Source organism: Vibrio sp. THAF190c (assembly GCF_009363355.1).
Taxonomy (GTDB): Bacteria; Pseudomonadota; Gammaproteobacteria; order Enterobacterales; family Vibrionaceae; genus Vibrio; species Vibrio fortis_A.
Genome location: NZ_CP045339.1, coordinates 146,469 through 166,759 on the forward strand (window position 1 = coordinate 146,469; position 20,291 = coordinate 166,759).

The following is a 20,291-nucleotide window of genomic DNA, read 5'->3' on the forward strand; positions in this document are numbered from 1 at the left end:
CAGTAACAATTGCTTCCAGTGCCCAAGTAGGTCTCGCCTAACCAATAAAATCAAGCCCAGCTAATTTGCTGGGCTTTTGATTATTATTGACTGATTACGATTCTAGGAGAAATCACCACTGGTTGAGCAAGGGTCAGAACTACAGGAGTCAATGCCTTTGTGACTCTTGCTAGTGTAATCATTGTAGGAGCGATATTGATGCTTTTAGTAGGTACAGGTACTTTTACTCTGGACAGTTGTTGTGTCGCAGTACATCCCGTCATTGAGATAAGACCAACCATAGCCACTAGAATTTTATTTTTGATTTTCATTGTTTTGTCCTTAAATCTGAGTCCGATATTCTCGAGGGGATAACACTGCCAACCACTCCTCGTACCACTGGATTTAAGAATGCATTCATAAATCAGATATTGAGACCAAAACCAATCAAGTAACTTATAGTGGCACCCCAAGTCTTATAAAATGTTACTTAGCATTGATACAATCAATATTATCGAACATATCAAAGTGCCAACGCCTCAGTGCGATTATCAAAGAGGTGCCATTTCGGTCACACATTTCCAACTCATTATCACCCTGACAAGCGTTATAAAACTCCTCAACTAACTTCTGCAAACGCAACTGGAACTTCTGATTGGTGTGCGGTGACATCAAACCGGTCGACATGAGTAACTTTTCATCTTGTCGACTAAAGTGGCTATTAAAGAACTCTGGTAGCACTTGAGTTAAAAAGAAGGTTTGAATCGGTCCGCCCGCTATCCAATCAAAATTGGGTGACAACAGTAATCGAATTCGATTGTCTGGCATCAGCTCCAGTACCCCTAACCTGTCTAGCTCAATCAACTTTTGCATCAACAGCTGTTTATTGATGTTATAGCGTTCGATGATTTCGTTAAATTGAAACCCATTTAGCGCACATACTGAGACCATTAACAAAGCCTTGTCTGACACAATCTGTTGTTCCTGTTCGAACGTTAAGCTCTGGAGATTTTTCTCTGCGTTCGCAACTAACTTAACCAACTCACATATATCCATGCTGATGAGTTCGCATATCACGCTAAGTCTCGCCAAACTTATGTTATTGCCGTCTGCAAGTAGCCTTTTCACCGAACCTTCACTCAAGTCCAACTTTGTCGCGATATCTTGATAATGAACATCGTGAAGTTTGAGTTGCTTTTTGAGCTCTTTGATTATGGATTGCGTTCCTGACATATCGTTTTCTTAATTCATTGCTGATGGACTCAGTTTATAAATTAACAAACAAGGCACATTAGAAAACCTATTAACCCGAAGATTGAGGTGTTTTGTGAGTAGGGCGACAAGAATACAGAAAAGCAGCCCAATTGGACTGCCTTTCAGATGGTTAGAGCACCTGTGCTGTTACTTACACAGTATCTTATTTCTACATTTGTGCTAGCTGTGCTTTCCTGTCTTTATTGACAACACAGAAATTACCACGTTTGGTTCGGCACTTAGAGCAGCGTTCGCACTCTACTGGGGCTCGGTCGCCTTCTTGCCAACGTTTAATTAGTTTTGGTTCCGAAAGCAAAGGACGCGACAAAGCAAAGTACTCAATACCGGTGTTGTTTGCGATATCTTCGATAGCAGCGATATCGGTAAGTCCGCCCACCGTAATAACCGGTGCTTTGATCTCACGGCTAACAATATCACCATACTCATGAAAGTAGCCCTCTTCTTGCACGGTGTAGCCATCGTAACAATCACCCACCATAGAATTGGCTTTCCCATGCACGTTCCCCGACATGATGATGCCGTCTACACCCTGTTGATCAAGACGTTGGCAGATTTGTCGAGTCTCTTCGAAGGTTAAACCACCCTCAAAAAACTCAGTAGCAGTTAGTTTAACGAAGATTGGGTAATCCTCTCCCACCAGCTCACGTGTCTTATTGAAAATTTCGATCAAAAAACGCATACGATTTTCTAAGCTGCCACCATACTCATCTTGACGCTGATTGTAGTAAGGACTGAGAAACTGGTTAATAAGGTAAGTATGAGCAGCATGGATTTCTACGCCATCAAAGCCAGATTGTTTTGCTCTTAGGCTCGCGGCAGCGAAAGCATCGACAATGTAGTCAATATCTTGCTTCGACATCGCTTTGCCTTGCGTTTTCGTGCCTATTTCCGGAACATCACTTGGCGCAAAAATGACACGTTCGCCAATGTTATAAGTGGTTTTTGTGCCACCGTAAGCAAGCTGCATAACGATCTTCGAGCCATAGCTTTGCACCAGTTGGGTAAGCTTTTGGTACTCTTGGATGAACGAATCATCGTAGATTCCCATCATTCCTGCATTTGGTTTTTCTTCTGCGACAATGTTCGCATAACCAGTGACAATCAGTCCCACTTGTCCTTGTGCAAGCTCTTCATAAATCGCATAGAGCTTATCCGTCATATGACCATCTTCTGTCGCCATATTTTCCCAGGTCGCGCTACGCATGAATCGATTCTTTAGAAGCATGTTGCCAAGGCGATTTTCGGTGAACAAAGTACTCAAGTGAAACCCTCTAGATCTGTTTTCGATATCGACAAATAAAAAAGAGCAACCTCCGATACAATATCGAGGATTGCTCTTCACTGTTCAAAACGAACGATGTCGTGAATGACGCGAATAGTAACGACTAATGACAAGCCAAAACTTAATCTAGATTAAGATTGATGCATCCTTTATTGAGAAACAAACACCTAGCCAATTGATAGTCAGCTTTTGGGGTGCTAATACTTGCAATTAACCATATTTAACCGTTGGATCGACACATTGGTATATCTCACCAATACACGCGTTATCTGTCACCAAGCTCTCTACGATGCGTGCCACCTCTTGACGGTAAATTACACCATGGATTTCGCCCGATTGAGATACTTCACCTCGGTTAGTGATTTCGCCATCCATAAGTCCACCCGGTCTTAAAATCGTAAAGTCCAGATCACTTGACGCAAGCCAAGCTTCAGCAAGACTCTTCTCTCTTACTGCAGCGCCGAACCCTTGTCTCGCACGCTCCGATAAATATTGCCATGAATCGCCACATCCTAATGATGTCACTAATAAAAATCGCTTAATCTCACGCTTCTGTAGAGCATCAATCAAGTAACGATGCCCGATGTAGTCAACTGGGACCTCAGCTCTAAAACTACCCATACTAGACACAACTAAACAGTCTTGAGGTAACGCCTCCACTGTGGCTTCAACTTGATCTTGTTGAGTTGCATCACAGCTTAAGGTTTGCACTTTAAGCTCGTCCAAACGTGGGTTCTTACTAGGATTTCTAGCAACAGCGATAACGTTAAAGCCACTTTGGTGAAATTGTTCGACCATAGCAGCACCTAAGCCACTTGCTGCACCCCAGATTGCGACAGTTTTCATACAGACCTCTAAACAGTTGAATATACGGTGATACTATCTATTTTTCATTGCAGTTTCTTACATACAGATCAATAAAATGAAAATCATTCGTATTTTCACATCTGTACTCCAGCGTGCCAACCAGAAAAGCAAAAGGCTGACTGTAAAAGCCAGCCTTATCTCAATCAGCTAAAAACTAAAGGGATTTAATTAAACTCATAGGTATAAGAGACACCAACACTGTTGTTTTCCCCAAAATCGTCTTCAGCAAAGATACTGAAAAGGTTGAAGGATTGTGCATCTGAAATCTTGTAGCTAGCCCCTATCCCAGCCCAATAACCAGAATAGTCATCAGAACCCATAGAACCACCACCAAACGCTAACAGCGACCATCGCTCATTGATTGGCCTTAGGCCAAATGCTCCCAGATAGCCACCATGAGTCGACGTTGGCATCAAGACATAGTCGTTTTCAACGCTAGAGTCATCAAAGTAGGCAACTTCACCATCATTGTAACTATAGCCCGCCATAGGGAATAGCTGCCAGCCATAGGGTTCAAAACCGAAATAACTCAGTGGAACAAACGTACCGATACTGTAGTTATTCTTGTATGCATCGTTATCGTATTCAGAGCGACTGAAGTTGAAGTTAACGATTCCTAAAGGGAGCAACCACGACCCACCCAGACGCCACTCATCGCCATCGGCATTGATGCGAGCGTTAATCATTCGAGCGTCATCCAGCCCTACCGAACCCGAAAATTTCAGCTCTTCATTATAAGCCAGCCCTGCTTTGGTGACGATTTTAGTCGGGTCTTCATGATGTTTTTCCTCAGCGTGTAACTCTGCTGAACCAATGAGTACAACAAGCGCTGCGAATAGTCTGCATTTTGAATACATTAGAACGTCGCGCTGATGCCAACAAAGTGGATACGGCCATCAAATGTGCCATCTACACCCGCTCGATACATTTCGACTGAACCAAAGTCTGCATATTCATAGAAAACATCAATCAAGATATCATCCCAATAGGTAGAGGCACCGACTGAGTAACGGTATTGTTCGCCTACAGGCACATCGACCCACTGCATTGAAGGATCATCTTGAGGAGAACTTTCGTAAGAAAAGCCGGCCTTTAATCGCCAGTCGGAGGTCAGTTGATAATCAGCACCAACAGCCAATTTCCAAACATCATCCCAATCCCGCTTGATTGGCACACCACCCGCAGCACCAAAATCTAAAACAGTTTCATCCCAGGCGCTCCAACGATGCAGTTGAACACTAGTTAATAGATCGAGTCTTTCATTGACAGCGTAGCTAGCACTCACGTCAACAATCTCAGGCAAAGCGACATCTGTAGCAAGTGAACGATCGCCTCCGATTGGACCTTTTACTTCATTGTTGAATTCATGTTCCAGTTTAGAGCGGTAACTCAGGCCTAGCTTCAACTGCTCGGTTGGCGTGTACATCACACCCAAGTTATAACCATAAGCCCAATCAGTGTCTTGTTTTGCCGTTAACATTGAGGTGGTTTGCTGAAAAGCTGCCCAACCCAGCTGAACACCGGCACCGATAGCCAGTTGATCATTCACTTGATAACTCAATGCAGGGTTGATCTGCATTGCTGTGAGCGTGATGTCTTCAAGCAAAGCTGAACCCGCCCAGTTGCTACCGTAATCTAGGCTAGATCCACCGGCTGCGCCCAGTGCAATACCTAAATGAAGTTTGTCAGTTATTTGGTGGGCATGGAACGCACCAGCTGAAGGTAAAACTGAGTGACCGCGGCCATCACCAGAAGGATTATTGTTGTCTGTGTATTCCATCTCCAGATCAAACACCATGGTATTGATGGTCGTTTTACTCTCGCCCATATAAGACATCGTGGCAGGGTTAGTCCACATGGCAGCAGCAGAACGAGTGTAGACACCATCACCCGCACCTGCGGTACCTGCATTTGCAGTCACTGCTTCTTGGAGAAAGATACCGCTAGCAGACACGTTAAGGCTTGCCATAATCGCGGCTGCTGCTACTGAGATTTGTAAACCGTTTTTCATTAAAGGAGGCTCATCTAGCTAGTGAATAATTTGACTAGCTTTAGGGTATCTCAAACCTCTATAAACAAATGGAATAACGCGTATTACTAGCCAAGGCCTACTTAAACTGCCTTGCCTCAAAAGCTTTCGGTTCTTCTCTGTTTCTCTCTCGCTGACCAGCAATAATCATGTTCTTGCTCATACCAACTTTTATCTGATACCAAGTCTCTAACATGAGTGCTTTACCGGGACTCGTCCACCACGTTTTCTGGTACAACTTTTTGTTTGCAGCAATAGCATCTGGACTTCGGTTAACGCACTCAAGTGCCAAGTTGTATGCTTCCATGTAAGGATCTGAAGAGAGGTGAGTAACCAAGCCGTAGCTTTTCGCTGTCTGGCTATCGATCACCTTTGCCGTCATTGCCATTTCCAAAGTATGGTCTTGGCGCATCACTTCTCGAAAAGCAAGCGAGCCTCCCATGTCTGGGATCAATCCCCACTTACCTTCCATTATCGAAAAGTTTGAATCATAGCTCGCAATACGGAAGTCCCCACCACAGGCTAACTGCAAACCACCTCCCCAACACTTACCGTGAATTGCGAAAATGACGGGGCATGGGATCTCTCGCCATCCGGTTGAAAAGCGTTGTGCTGCGTTCGCCTGGGTAGGCCACCATTTGAACAGCAGCTTTAATGCACCTACTTTACTGGTGAGTAGTGATTTAACATCAAGGCCAGAGCAAAAGTCACTTCCGTTGGCAGTCACAATCACTGCTCGAAGAGTTTTATTTTTCTTTAGTTCTCGAGTGAGCTGGTTCACTGCCATAAACATGTCCATGTCAATGGCGTTCAATTTATCTGGTCGATTGAGGGTTACTGTCGCGATATTGTTGTCATCTATAGTGCAAGTTACACGATCTTGATTAGGCATAATGTAAGACATCCGATGTCATGGGCTTACTTTTAGAGTAAACATTTTATTAACATACTCAAATATCTATCGGTAAATTTGATACGTAGTCGATGGTATTCATGTGGATTCACATAAAAAAGCAGTACCGAAGTACTGCCTAGGATTAAGTCAACATAACCACGTGGCTCATCAATCGCGCCTTGCTTTTAACAAGAGGAAGATAAAGTAACTACCACCGATGACCGAGACCAGAGTGCCTGCCGCCAGTTGAGCAGGAAATACCACAATTTGTCCTAGCCAGTCGGCAAACAACATAAGCGTTGCGCCAATTAACATTGAGAGCAAAATTTGCTCTTTGACCGTTCGAGCACCAACAATAGCGGCGATATGCGGACCTAATAGGCCAACGAATGCCACTGGCCCCATCGTTGTTGTTACTACACCACACAACACCGCAACCAAACACAGTAACACTAAGTAAGCAGTTGAAATATTTAGGCCACGAGCGGAGGCGAATTGACGCCCTGAACCAATAAGGGTCACCCAACGGCTCAGCGACAAAGCGGTGATAACGACCAGTGAGATAATTAAAGCAAGAATTAACGCAGACTCTGGCTTAACACGATAAGTCGAACCAGCGAGCCACGCCAACAGAGTGTACTTACCCTCACCCACTCGTGTTAATGAAAACTGCACTAGAGCTTCTAATACAGCGGTCAACGAGATCCCAGTTAAGATCAAGATGGAAGGCGCGTATTGATGTTTCTTTCCGAGAAAAAGTAGAAGGGCAAGAGCGCCTAAACTACCCGAAAACGCGACCCAAGGGCTTAATGTATGGATTGAATGACCAAACAATAAACTGCTCAGAATCAACGCTAATACCGCCCCCGACGATACCCCCAGAATATCTGGGCTCGCAAGCGGATTATAAACCAATCGTTGAAGGATCACCCCAGCCACCGCCAAGCCACCACCAGCAAAAATAGCCGTTAACATACGTGGCCAACGAATCGACCATTCAAACGCATCAGGAATCTGAAAATAGTGCTCGTTAGATAACGGATGTGAAAAAGAACTCAATCCAAGCAACACTAGCATTACCGTACCTATCACAAGATAGACTTTAGCACTAGTTTGCTCTGCTCCTTTCGGCATCGAAAAGAACATCTGGTCTTGTGCGGTTAACTGTTTTCTTGCAATTAAAATCAGCGCGGGAGCACCAATAACTGCCGTCGCTGTACCTGTCGGGATGATATCTAATGACCATTGCCCCATGAAGATAGCAAGACTATCCGTTGCGCACAGAAGTAAGGCGCCTAATAACCCACTCGCGTACAACTCGTGTTTCGCCTTAATAGTACCAAGGTAGCGAGCAATGTTGGGCGCAATCAAACCGATAAAACTGATCACCCCGACTGTGGTAATTGACACAGAAACCAGCCAAACACCGATAAACATCAAAAGAAAGAATGTGGTACCAATGTTTAAGCCACGAGCTGCAGCACCTTCGGTTCCAATAGATAACAACGTCAATACTCGCGGTGCAAACAGGAATATAGCGATAATAGGTAGAAGCTTAGGAAGCAGCCATTCAACTTGTTCCCAACCATTCTGGCCGAGATCACCCGCTCCCCAAATAAATAGATTCTGTGCATATTGATCGTTGAGCAGAATAATCGCCGTCGCAAATGCGCCAAGTAGTAAGTTGACGGCCATACCGGCCAATACTATCGGCAAGCCGCTCATGTTTTTCAGACCAACAATCGCGACAATCAGCCCCATCGCCGCCAAAGCACCTAATAGAGCAAAAAAGACCGAAAATTGACCGACTAGCATTGGCGCAAAGACATTCAGTAGCACAAGTCCAAGCCAAGCACCTGCTGATGTACCCAGCGTCAATGGTGACATCATTCTGTTTTGAGTTAATTGCTGGAAAAGGCTACCAATGGTACCCAGAGACCCACCTACCAATATCGCCATCACCAAACGCGGTAAATTGACATCGATAAACCCCATCAGCTCAAACGATTCTGAGTATAAGGTTTGCAGAGCCGACCAACTTCCTGCTGCCGCTACCTCATTCATTAATAAAGATACGGGCCCAAAATCGCTCTGCCCTAACCACAAATGAATGGTGGCTGCTAACAACAATACAGCCACAACAATTAACCCGTTATATTTCATTACTTCTCAGCGAGCTCCAGCATTGATTCAGCTATCGCTTCTGCGTTGTAAAGAATTGACATCGCACCGCCATAACTCCAACTCGGCGCAACAGACCCTACTTGGTTATTCTTCACAAACGGCATGCTCTTCCATACTGGTGAACGATTGAGTTTGGCCGTGTAAGGGAAAGGTTCGAAGTACAGTGCAATTCCATCTTTTACGCGCTTAAGCTCTGTAATTCGTTTCTGAGTGATACCCCATTGGCTGGCTGGCAATTGAATCGCATTTTCAAAGCCAAGCTGTTCCAGCGCGTATTGAGGAATCGAGTTATCACCGTAAATGAACACCGAGTTGGTGCTTGCAAAACGAAACGACGTTACTTTCGGTTTGTCTGCCGGATATGCTTTATCGAGCAAGCCTTTAAGTTCAGCGATTCTTTCATTCATCGCTTGCAGTTTTTGATCAGCCACTTCTTCTTTACCAAGGACATGACTGATTTTCTTGAAGTTATCGATCGCAGCGTGCGCGTTATTATGTGTTTCACTGTATGTCTGATAGTAGAGAACAGGTGCGATTTCAGACAAACGGGATTCGAGATCTTTCTGCGGTGAAGCGATCAAAATAACATCTGGCTTTAGCTGCTTAAGAACGGAGAAATTAGGTTCTGTACGTGTCCCAACATCTTGCGCCCCTTCTGGGATAGGAGGCTGAACAACCCATTCATTATATCCGGCGATATCAGGCACCGCGATAGGTGTCACTCCTAGCTCAATCACCTGCTCTGCAATATCCCAGTTGAGTGCAGCAATTCGCGCAGGCTCTGCAGGTAAGGTTTTTGTACCTTCGCTATCTTGTACTTTAAACTCAGCCAATGCTTGGCCTGACCACATCCAAACCATGATTGATAAACCAATTCCTACCTTGGAAAATCGTAAGCCTTTATTTAATAGATCCATATTATTCCCTATCGGTTTTAGTTGTTTCTTTTAAACGACAAAAGCAGCCTTCTCAGGCTGCTTGTTTATTTGGGTTACTTTAACCCTTTAGAATTCGTAGTTAACACTCAGTTCCACAGACTGCTCTTCACCGAACCAGCAATTACTGTTGTCGTAGCAGGTGTAGTACTCTTCATTAAACAGATTGTTAACCAAGAAGTTAGCAGAAGCTCCTGAAAGAGAATCAGACATCATGCCTAAATCGTAACCAATTGACAGATCAACAACAGTGTAAGACGGAACCATGCCTTGAGTATTCGAGGCATCCATTTGCATCTCACCCATATATCGAGCACCTGCACTAAAGCGTGTTCCCGCTAAGACGCCATCATAAACGTTGTAGTTCCCCCACAGTGTTGCCGCATGCTCAGGCACATAAATAGGAGTGGTGCCTTCAAGATCTGGGTTTACATCTTCAGTCACTTCCATATCCAAGTAGGTGTAGCTTGCCTGAATATCTAGCTCTTCAGTAACAAACCAACGCCCTTCAAGTTCCAAACCTTGTGAACGAACTTCACCCAGCTGAATTTTAGCTCTGTATGAAGGGTCTGAAGGGTCTGAAGGGTCAGCAACAATAGAATCTTGTTTAGTGATATGGAAATATGATGCCGTGAACTGCTTGTCCATATCAGGAGACAGGTATTTCACACCGACTTCTACTTGTTCACCTAGCTGAGGTTTCAGAGATTTGCCATTAATATCTGTACCAGCAGCTGGTTCAAAACTTGTTGCGTAACTTACAAATGGTGACAAGCCATTGCTTAACTCATATAGCGCCCCAACACGATAAGAAAACTGATTATGATCGGCTTCATCTTTACCATCATAAGCTGGTTGGTCACTACGTTTGTCGTCCGTTGCTTTAAACATGTCATAACGACCACCAGCAAGTAAAACTAAGGCGTCGTAACGAACTTGATCTTGGAAATAGAAACCAAGTTGCTCAGTCGAAATATCATGAGTTTCACGATAACTCTCTTGAAGACTGTCTCGGTCCAAAAGGTCATTATTTGGGTTGTAAACATTGAAGCCGTAGAAACCAGCATTAGCGGTGTACTCTTTGTAGAGAGAGTCACCATCCAATTTGATGTAATCAACACCGAAGAGAAGGTTATGTTCTAGTCCACCAGCCAAAACAGTACCTGAGACTTGGTTGTCAATCACGAAGCTTTGTGACTCTTCGTCGGTACTGTATACATTTCTAAGCATCGACCCAGTAGCAGGATCGAAGTTTGTCGAACGGTGATATGTGTTTTCTTGATACAGAGAAGCGTCGGTATAACGAGCATTCTGTAAGAATGACCATTTGTCGTTAAATTGATGATTAATTTTGTAACCCACCATAAGTACTTCACGCTCGAAAGTACTCCAATTCTTATCCCCCATTGATACCGATGGATCATGGTATTTAATCGCTTCCAACGGCATCGCAGAGTTAGTACCCATTGCTGGATCATTTTGATAGTAGAGGTTGAAATTAATCAGCGTATTATCAGATGCTTGCCAATCTAAAGAAGGAGCAATTACATAACGTTCCTCTTCCGCGTTATCTACTTGGCTATCTTGTTTACGCGCCAAAGCTATCAAACGGTATGAAAGATCGCTGTCACCAATCTGCCCAGTTGTGTCAATCGATGCTTCCATTAGATTTCTTGACCCTGTAGCAACACCAACTTTAGTAGAGCCATCACTTTGTGGTGTTTTAGCAATCATATTAACCATTCCACCAGGTGGCATTGCACCATACAAAACCGACGTTGGTCCCTTAAATACCTCGACTTGTTGGATTGCAATCGGATCAATCTGTGGCTGTAGGTTCCAGCCAGTCAAAAATGGCAGTACTAAACCGTCGTAGTAGCTTTGATTATTAGTGAAACCTCGAATCGAGAAAGTGTCGTACATTGTTACTGACGCACCCTTCTGCTCAGTCACGACACCCGGCGCATAACGAAGCGCTTGATTTAGGGACTTCACACCACGCTGCTCAAGCTGTTCGCCTTCAATTACAGTGATACCTTGAGGGGTCTCCTCTGGTTCAAGAGCAGACTTCGTCGCTGTATTACGATACGCCTTACCTAGGATCGTTACTGTTTCTACATCTTGCTCAGAGTTTGTTTTCGACTCTTCTGCATATGCAGGGGCAGATAAAGTACTAACGAGCGCGACAGTTATTGCGGAATACTTGAAATGAGTGTGGGTGTTCATGAGTCCCTCAGATACCAATGCTTAAGTTAAATAATAATAAATCTCATTTGCATTGTATGTATCTAGCGGCGCGATAATTAACAATTTGGTGCAAATATCTATAAAAAAGGGTCAACTGCTTACGAAAAAAGCAATTGACCCTTCTATAAATACGGTCAAATTATGAATTACCCTACACAAGCTAAGGTTGCTTATGCTCTTACTATTGGAACCCAATACTCCATCTCAGCGTCTTGTGACTGTGATTGATAGTCCTTTGGATACACTTCCAATTCGTAACCATCAATCCCTCGATAACCTGAAGCTGGAAGCCAATTTAGAACAAACCATGACAGTGTTTTAGGTAAACCTTGGATAGGCCCTTTGTGCTTGACTACTGCATAGGTCTGCTTGGGAACGGTAAGCACTTCTAGTTTTTCTGAAACTACGCTAGGAAGAGTTGGCATAGAGACTTGTTCATCCAATACCACACCAGCCCAATATTTAAGGTTAGTACCATCAAAATTCGCTTGGGTGATATCTACAACCCCAATAAAGCGCAGGTCTTGCTCTTTAGGTAACACCACTTCCTGCTCAAGGTGCGCCCACAACTGTGGAACTTTTTGAGCAAAGTCCTGCGTAAGAGAAAACAAGCCGCTGATTTCTGTGCTCATGCCTTTAATCAAAAAGGCATCACGCTCATCAATTTTTACCTCAACAAAACGAGCACCACTCTCTTCTTCTAGAGCAGTAGAGAAATCCGAAACCTCGATAGGTTTCTTCAAGCCAACCCTTTTACCACTTTTTCGATATTGGCTAGGGCTAATCTCAAACATTTGCTTAAACGCTCGACTAAAGCTAATTTCTGAGTTGAATCCCAGAGCAATCGCAATATCAATCACTCTTTGATCATCATCTAACAGCAGTTCAGCGGCTCTGCTTAATTTGAGCTCTCGAACATAGTTCGCCACTGTCATCCCCGTCTCCGACTGAAAAACGCGCTGCAACTGCCAACGAGACCAACAGCTCTGGGTCGCTATCTCTTCTAAAGAAAGCTGGCTACTAAGGTTAGTGTGAATAAAACCTAGAACCTTACTAATTCGCTCAAATGCAGGGGTATTCTTATTCAACGTTTATACTTCTTCGTCTTGAGTGGGTGATAGATCGACACATAACATTCACTTTACAAATATTAGTATCATTTAACTCTACTCTGGTCACGTATCGTTTGTTATTCAGCCTAAAAAATCCATTTCAAACGACGTCAATGCACCAATTTGTATGGTGATGTGTGCATCGTTTAGTTATGATAACGAAATTGATTATCATTTATACCAATCTTATGCTGGCCCAGATTCACGACATTGTCATCCGTAAAAAAGCCCCGCCTCTTCATCAAAAAGTATTTTCGCTTTCAAAAGAAGTTACTCCTTTCTTAAAAGGTAGCTTCGGGCCCATCTACGGCAAAAGCATTGTTATCAGCAATCCAGGTAGTCATGTCGAGATCAAACGTGTTTATGATAGCTTGGCAAAAAACCATCCGGAAGCAGGAAATCCATATTGGTTAACTCGCACTTGGGATTTACTCAGCTGGCAACCAATATACGTCAGCTTTATTTCCATTTATGCGTTGCACTCACTACCTGATATTCAAAATATTGGTCAGTCGCGTTTAAAAGGATTTATCACTGGCTACCGCTTCGGCACTGATGCGCACAAGCATGGAACGCCGGAAGAGTTAATTCCAGAAGCAGGAAAAGCACTGCTGGCCTTAGCCGAGTTCTATCGAGAGCAAATTAATACTTGGACACGCATTCGCCCGGGCTTTACTCAGCATTTGTTAGCTGACCACCTTCTGGCGGCACTCATCAAGGTTCAACGTCACCATAATGAATTCAGTAATGAGTATATTCTTGAGCAAGCGAAACTATGGCTAGAAGCATGTGAACTCCCACTCCGCCACTTAACCAGCCTCAAAACGGATCCTGAAACGGGCATGTTAAAGTTGGTTAGAACCAGCTGTTGTCTGGTCTATAAATGTGATTCTCGTAAACTGTGTGATGATTGTCCCCGACATCCAGACAACAAACGCCAAACTACTAAACCTACAAGATAAAAGACGACGTTGACGTTGAGTATCTACCCTAACAAAGGTTATTTATGTTCCAGCTCTCTAATATTGAAGTGATTCGTGATGATCGAACCATTTTACAAGTGCCTAACTTAACGATCCCCACCGATAAACTCACAGTGGTACTCGGTCATAATGGCTCGGGAAAATCAACGTTGGTAAATTTATTGTCCGGTCAGGTGCAAGCAGAACAGGGAGAAGTAAAGCTCGACAACACCTCGTTGAGCTCGCTCAAAAGTAAAGATCTCGCCAAACGCATCGCTTATTTGCCACAAAAGCTTCCTACTTCAGCTGGCCTAACAGTTTCTGAGTTGGTTCGATTAGGACGATTCCCTTGGCGTGGTGCCTTTGGACGATGGAATCAAGAAGATACCGCGATCATTGAACAAGCGATGAAACGCACTGGTGTAGATCAGTTTTCAAGTGCGTTGGCCGATGAGCTATCTGGTGGTGAACGTCAGCGAGCTTGGGTATCGATGTTACTTGCGCAACAATCCCCACTATTGATTCTCGATGAGCCGACATCAGCACTGGACGTTCATCATCAATTTCAATTAATGAGTTTACTTGCAGAGCTCAATCGAAATGAAGGTGTGGGTATCATAGTTATCCTTCACGATCTGAATTTAGCACTGCGTTATGCAACTCACATTATCGCTCTAAAGCAAGGAGAGATTGCCTTTGAAGGTGGCACCGATACCTTATTGAGTGAGAAAACACTCTCAGAGTTGTATGAATCACCCATCAAACTGATCGATCATCCTGTTCCAGCGGATACATTGGCGAGTCAAAAAGTAGCCGTTGTGTGTGAATAATCGAACGAGACCAACTTTGTAGCAGGCTAAGTATTTGCCTGCTGCGCTTCTGGGCTATTAAAACCACGAGTGATATTAAACAGTGTAATTAACGTAAACACAGCGCTCACAATCGACAGATGCCAAGCTTCTCCTAAACCCAGTTTAACCAATCCCATACTCACCAATGACGACACCACCATCTGCCCTCCTCCAGACATAGCTGCAGCCGCACCTGCATTCTTTTTGTATGGAAGCATCACTAGGGCTTGAGCACATGGCAATGCAATACCGTTTCCAAGAATCATCAATAACTGTCCGAGCATTAGGTACAACGGCTCTAGCGGACACACAAACAGCCAGACAGCCGCGCAGGTATGAAGAACAGGCGTAATCAACAGAGTTTTCTTACTGCCTAAGATAGGTCGAATCCGACTACACAAACTGGTCCCGCCTAACATACCTAATGCCGGTATCACCGCCCACATTGCGTATTGATCCGATGTCATGCCAATTTGGTTCTGCATGATAAATGGCATCACTGAAACAGTTGTGATCATCAAACTGAAGTTAAGCCAACCTATGCTGGCAAAACTGATGAAATATCGCGAACTCAGTAACTCTTTGTACTGGATGGTCATTCGTTTTGGTGAAGGAATCTTCGAAAACTGGCTAACCGTCTCTTTGAAACGAAAAGCAATCACAAACCACACCAAGCTCACATAACCAAGCAGCGAGATGAACACCATACTCCAGCCAAAGTGGAAGTTAATGAAACCGCCAATGACGGGGGCAATTAACGGTGTAATTGACGCCACCATAGCAATATAAGACATTGCGATGGGTAGCTCTGAACCCGAGTATCTATCTCGTGTTGTCGCTCTAGCTAATACAGCACAACAACCAGTACCCAGACCTTGCAGGAAGCGACCCAGCACCATATTCGAGAATGAGTGACTTAGGAAAATGATCACTAGTAGACCCATCAAGGCAATCAAAAGACCGGTCAATAGCACTTTTTTGCGCCCTAACGCATCGGAAATAGGACCATATAAGAACTGCGACGGCCCAAAGCCAAGCAGATAGATACTCACCAAAAGCTGAGCCTGCTCCAGTGAAACATCAAAGTCTTTGGCAATCCAAGGTAGTGATGGAAACACCAAGCCCATGCTAAGTTGACCAACACTAATGATCAGACAAGCGAGCAAGATAGTTTTAAATTCAAAACTGGACTTCATGGCTGCACAACCTAATTTTGATGAGTGTTACAAGAGCGATAGAAACAATGCTTGCATAACAAGCCACCGTATCAGCATGCTTGTTAAGCATCGTGAGGAAAGACGAGATAACATACGCCACATGGTTTATTCATACAATACTATTTACATTTATTTTCGAAATAGTCACTTTTCATGAGCAATAGTAACGCTACACTAAAAGACAAGGGATTATTTGGAGAGACTGTATGAGATTAAGTCATTGTATTACCGCTGTTTTAAGCCTAGCTGTTGCGTTACCGAGCCAAGCACTTCAAGTTGAGAAGATCACCGATGGATTATTAATTCCTTGGGGGCTTGCTTACGTTGATGACAATACAATGTTAGTGACTGAACGAGAAGGCGTGATCAAACAGGTTAATCTCAAAACTGGCGAACAAGAGACTCTTTTTCGTCTGCCTGATGTTTGGGCTAAAGATCAAGGTGGCGCCTTAGATATCGCCCTATCGCCATTTGAACAAAACAAAATTTACGTCACCTACAGTAAAAAACAACAAGGTGATGCCGTCACTGCTCTGGCAAGTGCGACCTATAACGGAACGCAGATTACCGACTGGCAAGATGTCTTCGTCTCTCAATCCCTAACAGATACAGGTCGTCACTTTGGCAGCCGCATTACTTTCGATAGCAATAGTCTCTATTTTTCTATTGGTGATCGCGGTGAGCGAGACAACGGCCAAGACACGCAAACCCACGCTGGTTCTATTTTACGACTAACGCCTGACGGACAGGTACCCAAAAACAATCCTTTTGTGAAAAACAAAAACGTACTTAACGAGATTTGGAGTTACGGTCATCGAAACCCACAAGGTCTTTTTTATGATAAAAAAACCAAGAAGCTTTGGTCGATTGAGCATGGACCGCGTGGCGGTGACGAGATCAATCTGATTAAGAAAGGCGCAAACTACGGTTGGCCAGTGACTTCCCATGGAAAAGAGTATTGGGGACCCATTAAAGTTGGCGAAGCAGAGACGAAGAAAGGCATAGAGTCACCTGTAAAGGTTTATATTCCCTCTATCGCTCCGGGCAGTTTAGTACTTTATAGAGGAGAGAAATTCCCTGAGCTTGATGGCAAGCTATTATCTGGTGCGTTGAAGCTCGCTCATATTAATGTTGTTACCCTGAATAAGAAGAACCAAGCCGTGGCAGAAGAGCGATTGTTTGAAGATCTGGGAGAGAGAATCCGTGATATTGAAGTCACGCCAGAGGGTGATATCTATTTTAGTACCGACAACGGGAATTTATATCGCATAACCCATTAAGCAGAGACTCCCAAGGTTGGGTATTGCAGCTGTTTAGGTGTGATACCTGCCTTGAAAGCCCGTTTAGATAGGGGCGGTGATCAACCAATTATTCGAATGAGTCTCGTTTCTATATTTGTTTTACGCCTCACATTTCACATCCATTATTGATATTAATAATTGTTGAATTAGTGCTTTGACTCCAGTTTTTTGCCAAAAATAACACCGATCTGTCACAAAAAGTACAACAAAACACCATACCATTGTAACTACATGATATCTAAGGGATGGAAAGTTTGACTGCCCCCAAAGTTCTGCAACCTTTAGCACAATATCCCATTGACACCTACCCTGTTTGATTTAGACTCGATTTCGGCTAGAAAGAAAGTTCTTTGTATATAAACATATCGTCGGATTACTAGTAACCCCCCGTTGTGTTGTACGCAATAGCAATAAACTTTTCCACGCTATCGGTGCCGCAATAGGCTCAAATAAAAAATAATTTAGGATATCATCATGTCTAACACAGTTACTGGTACAGTAAAATGGTTCAACGAAACTAAAGGTTTCGGCTTCATCCAACAAGAGAATGGTCCAGACGTATTCGCACACTTCTCTGCAATCGTTGGTGACGGCTTCAAAACTCTTGCTGAAGGCCAAAAAGTTGAGTTCGTAGTATCTCAAGGTCAAAAAGGTCCTCAAGCAGACAGCATCAAAGTAATCTAATTGATCGCTTAACGCATTCCTAAAATAGCCAGCCGACGCTGGCTATTTTTTTACCCAAAATTCATTCAGTTAAGGTAAGATAGAGGTCAATTTATAATACAAGACTGTGCTAATGGCTCTTAAACCTACAATCTACAAATTTCGTATCTCACTCACTGACATGAATCGAGACTACTACGACTCGTTCAACCTCACTATCGCACAACACCCTTCTGAGACAGAGCAACGCATGATGGCGCGTATCATGGCGTTTTGTATCAATGCATCGCCAGAGCTTCAATTCACCAAAGGCTTGTCGACTATTGAAGAACCAGACCTTTGGCAAAAGTCTCTTGATGATCAGATCTTAGAGTGGATCGATGTCGGTGAACCGGATCCAGAGCGCGTTAAAAAAGCCACTCGCTTAGCAAAGTCAGTCAAAGTATTTAGCTTTAACACCAAATCAAATGTTTGGTGGGAACAGAATCGCGGTAAGTTTGGTTACTTGGACGCTCAAATTGTTCGCCTGAGCAATGAAGGCATCGAGCAAATGGCGGAAATGACAGAACGTACGATGGATCTGTCAGTGATGTTAACGGGCAATTCAGCCTTTGTGAACAGTGATACCAAGTCAGCTGAAGTGACTTGGGAAGAACTACAAAGCAACGAATAGCACCAGCACGATGAGTAAACTCGAACACTGTTTATCAGAAGCAGGTTTTGAACAGATCCAAGCCTTAAAAATTGGGTTTGAACAGGAATCGAAAGACTTTATCCAGAGTAATCAGTCTTTGTTCAAGCACGCGTGTGAAAACAAACCTGACAACTCCAGTATTCAAACTCTGCTTGGCTTGCTGACAAAAACGCACATCGATGCGAGCTATGAATTTAGTTCTGATAAAGATGCCAGCGAAGCTATGCAGCAAGTGCTGGAAGAGACCGTTGGCCAAGAGCATAGTCAGAAATTTAGCCACTCAAGTTCAAAGAAGCTGCAATTCATCACTCACCTATGGCTATTTGTTCAAGGCCGCATGGGCATGGATTATAGCCTAGCGAACGATCACGCAGCCGCGACAGCTTCCCTACTTTGTCGAATCGTAAGACAAACAGAGGATGAGATTCGTGTCTCGTTTATGGGTAGCTTCTACGATGGCTTGAGCATCTATCAAGATCAGAATAAGCCATCAGGTTTAATTCATAATCTTAAGCGTTTGTTTAACCTGTCATAATCGCTTCAAACTCAAATGAAAGTGCGCTTTACTGCCTGTTGAGCGCATTCCTTTCAAACCATGCCTTCGTAACAGATTCCCTACTACGCTCGTGCCTCGCTTTAGGGAATGACGTAAATAATCTAGACGTAAAATTCCCCAATCAACTTCTGAAACTCAAAATCATCAGCCTCGGGAAGAAGGAACGACTGAATTGGGGGAACTCATACTAATTCTGAAACCGTACTGATTCTTTACTCGCTAATTCTTCACGCTAGAGAATGACCAAAGTTATTTAGACGTAACCATTTGCCAATCAATCTCAGGGAGCTCTAATCCGTCATCCCCGAGAAGGAGGGACGACTGAGTCGGGGATCTATCGCCAGCACAAAACCACACTTGCATAAAGAAACTCCCCGTAACGCTTGCTGTCACGTTAGGTAATAGAACGAATCAGATACAAAAAAGCCCCGCAGAGTGCGAGGCTTCGAATATTTCTTGTCGATTTAAACAGTGAAATCGAACCTATCTAATCAATCGTAGATTAGCGTAGACCGTGCAAGAACTCATGACGAGTTGCTGGGTTTGACTTGAAAATACCGCCCAGTGCCGTTGTGGTCGTTTCACTCGTTGCATCCATAACACCACGAGACTTCACGCAGTAGTGAACTGCATCCATTGTTACCGCAACATCATCCGTCTCAAGCAGAGTTTGAAGTGCAACTAGAATTTGCTGAGTCATGCGCTCCTGAACTTGTGGGCGCTGAGCAAAGAAGCGAACAATACGGTTGATCTTAGAAAGACCAATGATTTTACCACGAGGAATATAAGCAACCGCCGTTTTGCCATCGATAGTTACTAGGTGATGTTCACACGTGCTGGTTACTGTGATGTCTTTCACACGTACCATTTCACGAACACCCATCTTGTTTTCGATCACGGTGATTTTAGGGAAGTTGGCGTAATCCAAACCAGAGAAAATTTCATCGACATACATTTTAGCAATACGATGCGGTGTTTCTTCCAAGCTGTCATCGGTTAAATCAAGTTCTAGAAGAGTCAGAATCTCACGCATATGATGTTCGATTCGTTCCTTTTTCTCTTCACGGCTTACCTGATTCGGGCTCATTGGTGTTTCTAACCCGCGGCTCGCTAGCGCATCTTTAACCAACTTCGCTGATTCGCTAAGACCTGACATTGAACTTCCTCTTCTATTACCCCTTTTGGATGGCAGACAAGGATACTCGGAATTTTGAATAATTACACCCATATTTTAAGGGAGGT

At 43.8% G+C, this 20,291-nt stretch carries 19 protein-coding genes; 6 read left to right on the forward strand and 13 right to left on the reverse strand.

From position 1 onward, the window contains the following. Window positions 1–83: 83 nt before the first annotated feature. The 11 genes from FIV04_RS15735 to FIV04_RS15785 all read right to left on the reverse strand — a co-directional run bounded on the left by FIV04_RS15735 (window position 84) and on the right by FIV04_RS15785 (window position 12,781). On the reverse strand, window positions 84–311 hold the full coding sequence (locus tag FIV04_RS15735) for a hypothetical protein (RefSeq protein WP_152469659.1): 228 nt from the start codon (window positions 309–311) through the stop codon (window positions 84–86). Window positions 312–465: 154 nt separating this feature from the next. After that, entirely contained in the window at window positions 466–1,212 is a 747-nt protein-coding gene (locus tag FIV04_RS15740; protein WP_152469660.1) for a helix-turn-helix domain-containing protein, read from the reverse strand. Between the two features lie 190 nt (window positions 1,213–1,402). Continuing rightward, window positions 1,403–2,515 carry an NADH:flavin oxidoreductase gene (locus tag FIV04_RS15745; RefSeq protein WP_152469661.1) on the reverse strand — a complete coding sequence of 371 codons (1,113 nt, stop codon included), beginning with the start codon at window positions 2,513–2,515 and terminating at the stop codon, window positions 1,403–1,405. 231 nt (window positions 2,516–2,746) lie between these two features. After that, window positions 2,747–3,382 (reverse strand): SDR family NAD(P)-dependent oxidoreductase, encoded by a 636-nt coding sequence (locus FIV04_RS15750; protein WP_152469662.1) that lies wholly within the window; start codon window positions 3,380–3,382, stop codon window positions 2,747–2,749. A 185-nt stretch (window positions 3,383–3,567) separates the two neighbouring features. Then, window positions 3,568–4,260, reverse strand: coding sequence for a hypothetical protein (locus FIV04_RS15755; RefSeq protein ID WP_253895487.1), 693 nt, complete (start codon window positions 4,258–4,260; stop codon window positions 3,568–3,570). Further along, window positions 4,260–5,414, reverse strand: a complete 1,155-nt coding sequence (locus tag FIV04_RS15760) for an OmpP1/FadL family transporter (protein WP_152469663.1) — start codon at window positions 5,412–5,414, stop codon at window positions 4,260–4,262. The genes FIV04_RS15755 and FIV04_RS15760 overlap by 1 nt, the downstream gene beginning before the upstream one ends. Window positions 5,415–5,511: 97 nt before the next feature. After that, complete coding sequence (locus FIV04_RS15765; RefSeq protein WP_152469664.1) at window positions 5,512–6,324, reverse strand: crotonase/enoyl-CoA hydratase family protein; 813 nt, start codon at window positions 6,322–6,324, stop codon at window positions 5,512–5,514. Between the two features lie 171 nt (window positions 6,325–6,495). Next, window positions 6,496–8,490: a Fe(3+)-hydroxamate ABC transporter permease FhuB gene (fhuB, locus tag FIV04_RS15770; RefSeq protein ID WP_152469665.1), complete on the reverse strand. Its 1,995-nt coding sequence runs from the start codon at window positions 8,488–8,490 to the stop codon at window positions 6,496–6,498. Then, window positions 8,490–9,371, reverse strand: coding sequence for an iron-siderophore ABC transporter substrate-binding protein (locus FIV04_RS15775; protein ID WP_253895568.1), 882 nt, complete (start codon window positions 9,369–9,371; stop codon window positions 8,490–8,492). The genes fhuB and FIV04_RS15775 overlap by 1 nt, the downstream gene beginning before the upstream one ends. Before the next feature lie 144 nt (window positions 9,372–9,515). After that, window positions 9,516–11,672, reverse strand: coding sequence for a TonB-dependent siderophore receptor (locus FIV04_RS15780; protein ID WP_152469667.1), 2,157 nt, complete (start codon window positions 11,670–11,672; stop codon window positions 9,516–9,518). 191 nt (window positions 11,673–11,863) lie between these two features. After that, window positions 11,864–12,781, reverse strand: a complete 918-nt coding sequence (locus FIV04_RS15785) for an AraC family transcriptional regulator (protein WP_150896585.1) — start codon at window positions 12,779–12,781, stop codon at window positions 11,864–11,866. A gap of 212 nt (window positions 12,782–12,993) precedes the next feature. On the opposite strand from FIV04_RS15785, the gene FIV04_RS15790 reads away from it, so the two are divergent. Both FIV04_RS15790 and FIV04_RS15795 read left to right on the forward strand, forming a co-directional pair. Further along, window positions 12,994–13,767 (forward strand): siderophore ferric iron reductase, encoded by a 774-nt coding sequence (locus FIV04_RS15790; protein WP_152470645.1) that lies wholly within the window; start codon window positions 12,994–12,996, stop codon window positions 13,765–13,767. A gap of 44 nt (window positions 13,768–13,811) precedes the next feature. Further along, window positions 13,812–14,597, forward strand: coding sequence for an ABC transporter ATP-binding protein (locus FIV04_RS15795; RefSeq protein ID WP_152469668.1), 786 nt, complete (start codon window positions 13,812–13,814; stop codon window positions 14,595–14,597). A 26-nt stretch (window positions 14,598–14,623) separates the two neighbouring features. Here the strand turns inward: FIV04_RS15795 and FIV04_RS15800 are convergent, their stop codons facing one another. Beyond that, window positions 14,624–15,814 (reverse strand): multidrug effflux MFS transporter, encoded by a 1,191-nt coding sequence (locus FIV04_RS15800; RefSeq protein ID WP_152469669.1) that lies wholly within the window; start codon window positions 15,812–15,814, stop codon window positions 14,624–14,626. 227 nt (window positions 15,815–16,041) lie between these two features. Between FIV04_RS15800 and FIV04_RS15805 the strand changes: the two genes are divergently transcribed. The 4 genes from FIV04_RS15805 (at window position 16,042) to FIV04_RS15825 (ending at window position 19,028) form a co-directional block, all read left to right on the forward strand. Next, window positions 16,042–17,115: a PQQ-dependent sugar dehydrogenase gene (locus tag FIV04_RS15805; RefSeq protein ID WP_152469670.1), complete on the forward strand. Its 1,074-nt coding sequence runs from the start codon at window positions 16,042–16,044 to the stop codon at window positions 17,113–17,115. Window positions 17,116–17,610: 495 nt separating this feature from the next. Next, window positions 17,611–17,820, forward strand: a complete 210-nt coding sequence (locus tag FIV04_RS15815) for a cold-shock protein (protein WP_032552737.1) — start codon at window positions 17,611–17,613, stop codon at window positions 17,818–17,820. 112 nt (window positions 17,821–17,932) lie between these two features. After that, a complete protein-coding gene (locus FIV04_RS15820) occupies window positions 17,933–18,472 on the forward strand; it encodes a YaeQ family protein (RefSeq protein ID WP_032552738.1) in 540 nt (179 codons plus the stop codon). Between the two features lie 10 nt (window positions 18,473–18,482). After that, window positions 18,483–19,028 carry a hypothetical protein gene (locus FIV04_RS15825; protein WP_150870301.1) on the forward strand — a complete coding sequence of 182 codons (546 nt, stop codon included), beginning with the start codon at window positions 18,483–18,485 and terminating at the stop codon, window positions 19,026–19,028. A gap of 523 nt (window positions 19,029–19,551) precedes the next feature. On the opposite strand, the gene folE is transcribed toward FIV04_RS15825, so the two are convergent. Beyond that, window positions 19,552–20,205 carry a GTP cyclohydrolase I FolE gene (gene folE, locus FIV04_RS15830; RefSeq protein ID WP_150870299.1) on the reverse strand — a complete coding sequence of 218 codons (654 nt, stop codon included), beginning with the start codon at window positions 20,203–20,205 and terminating at the stop codon, window positions 19,552–19,554. Between the last annotated feature and the right edge of the window lie 86 nt (window positions 20,206–20,291).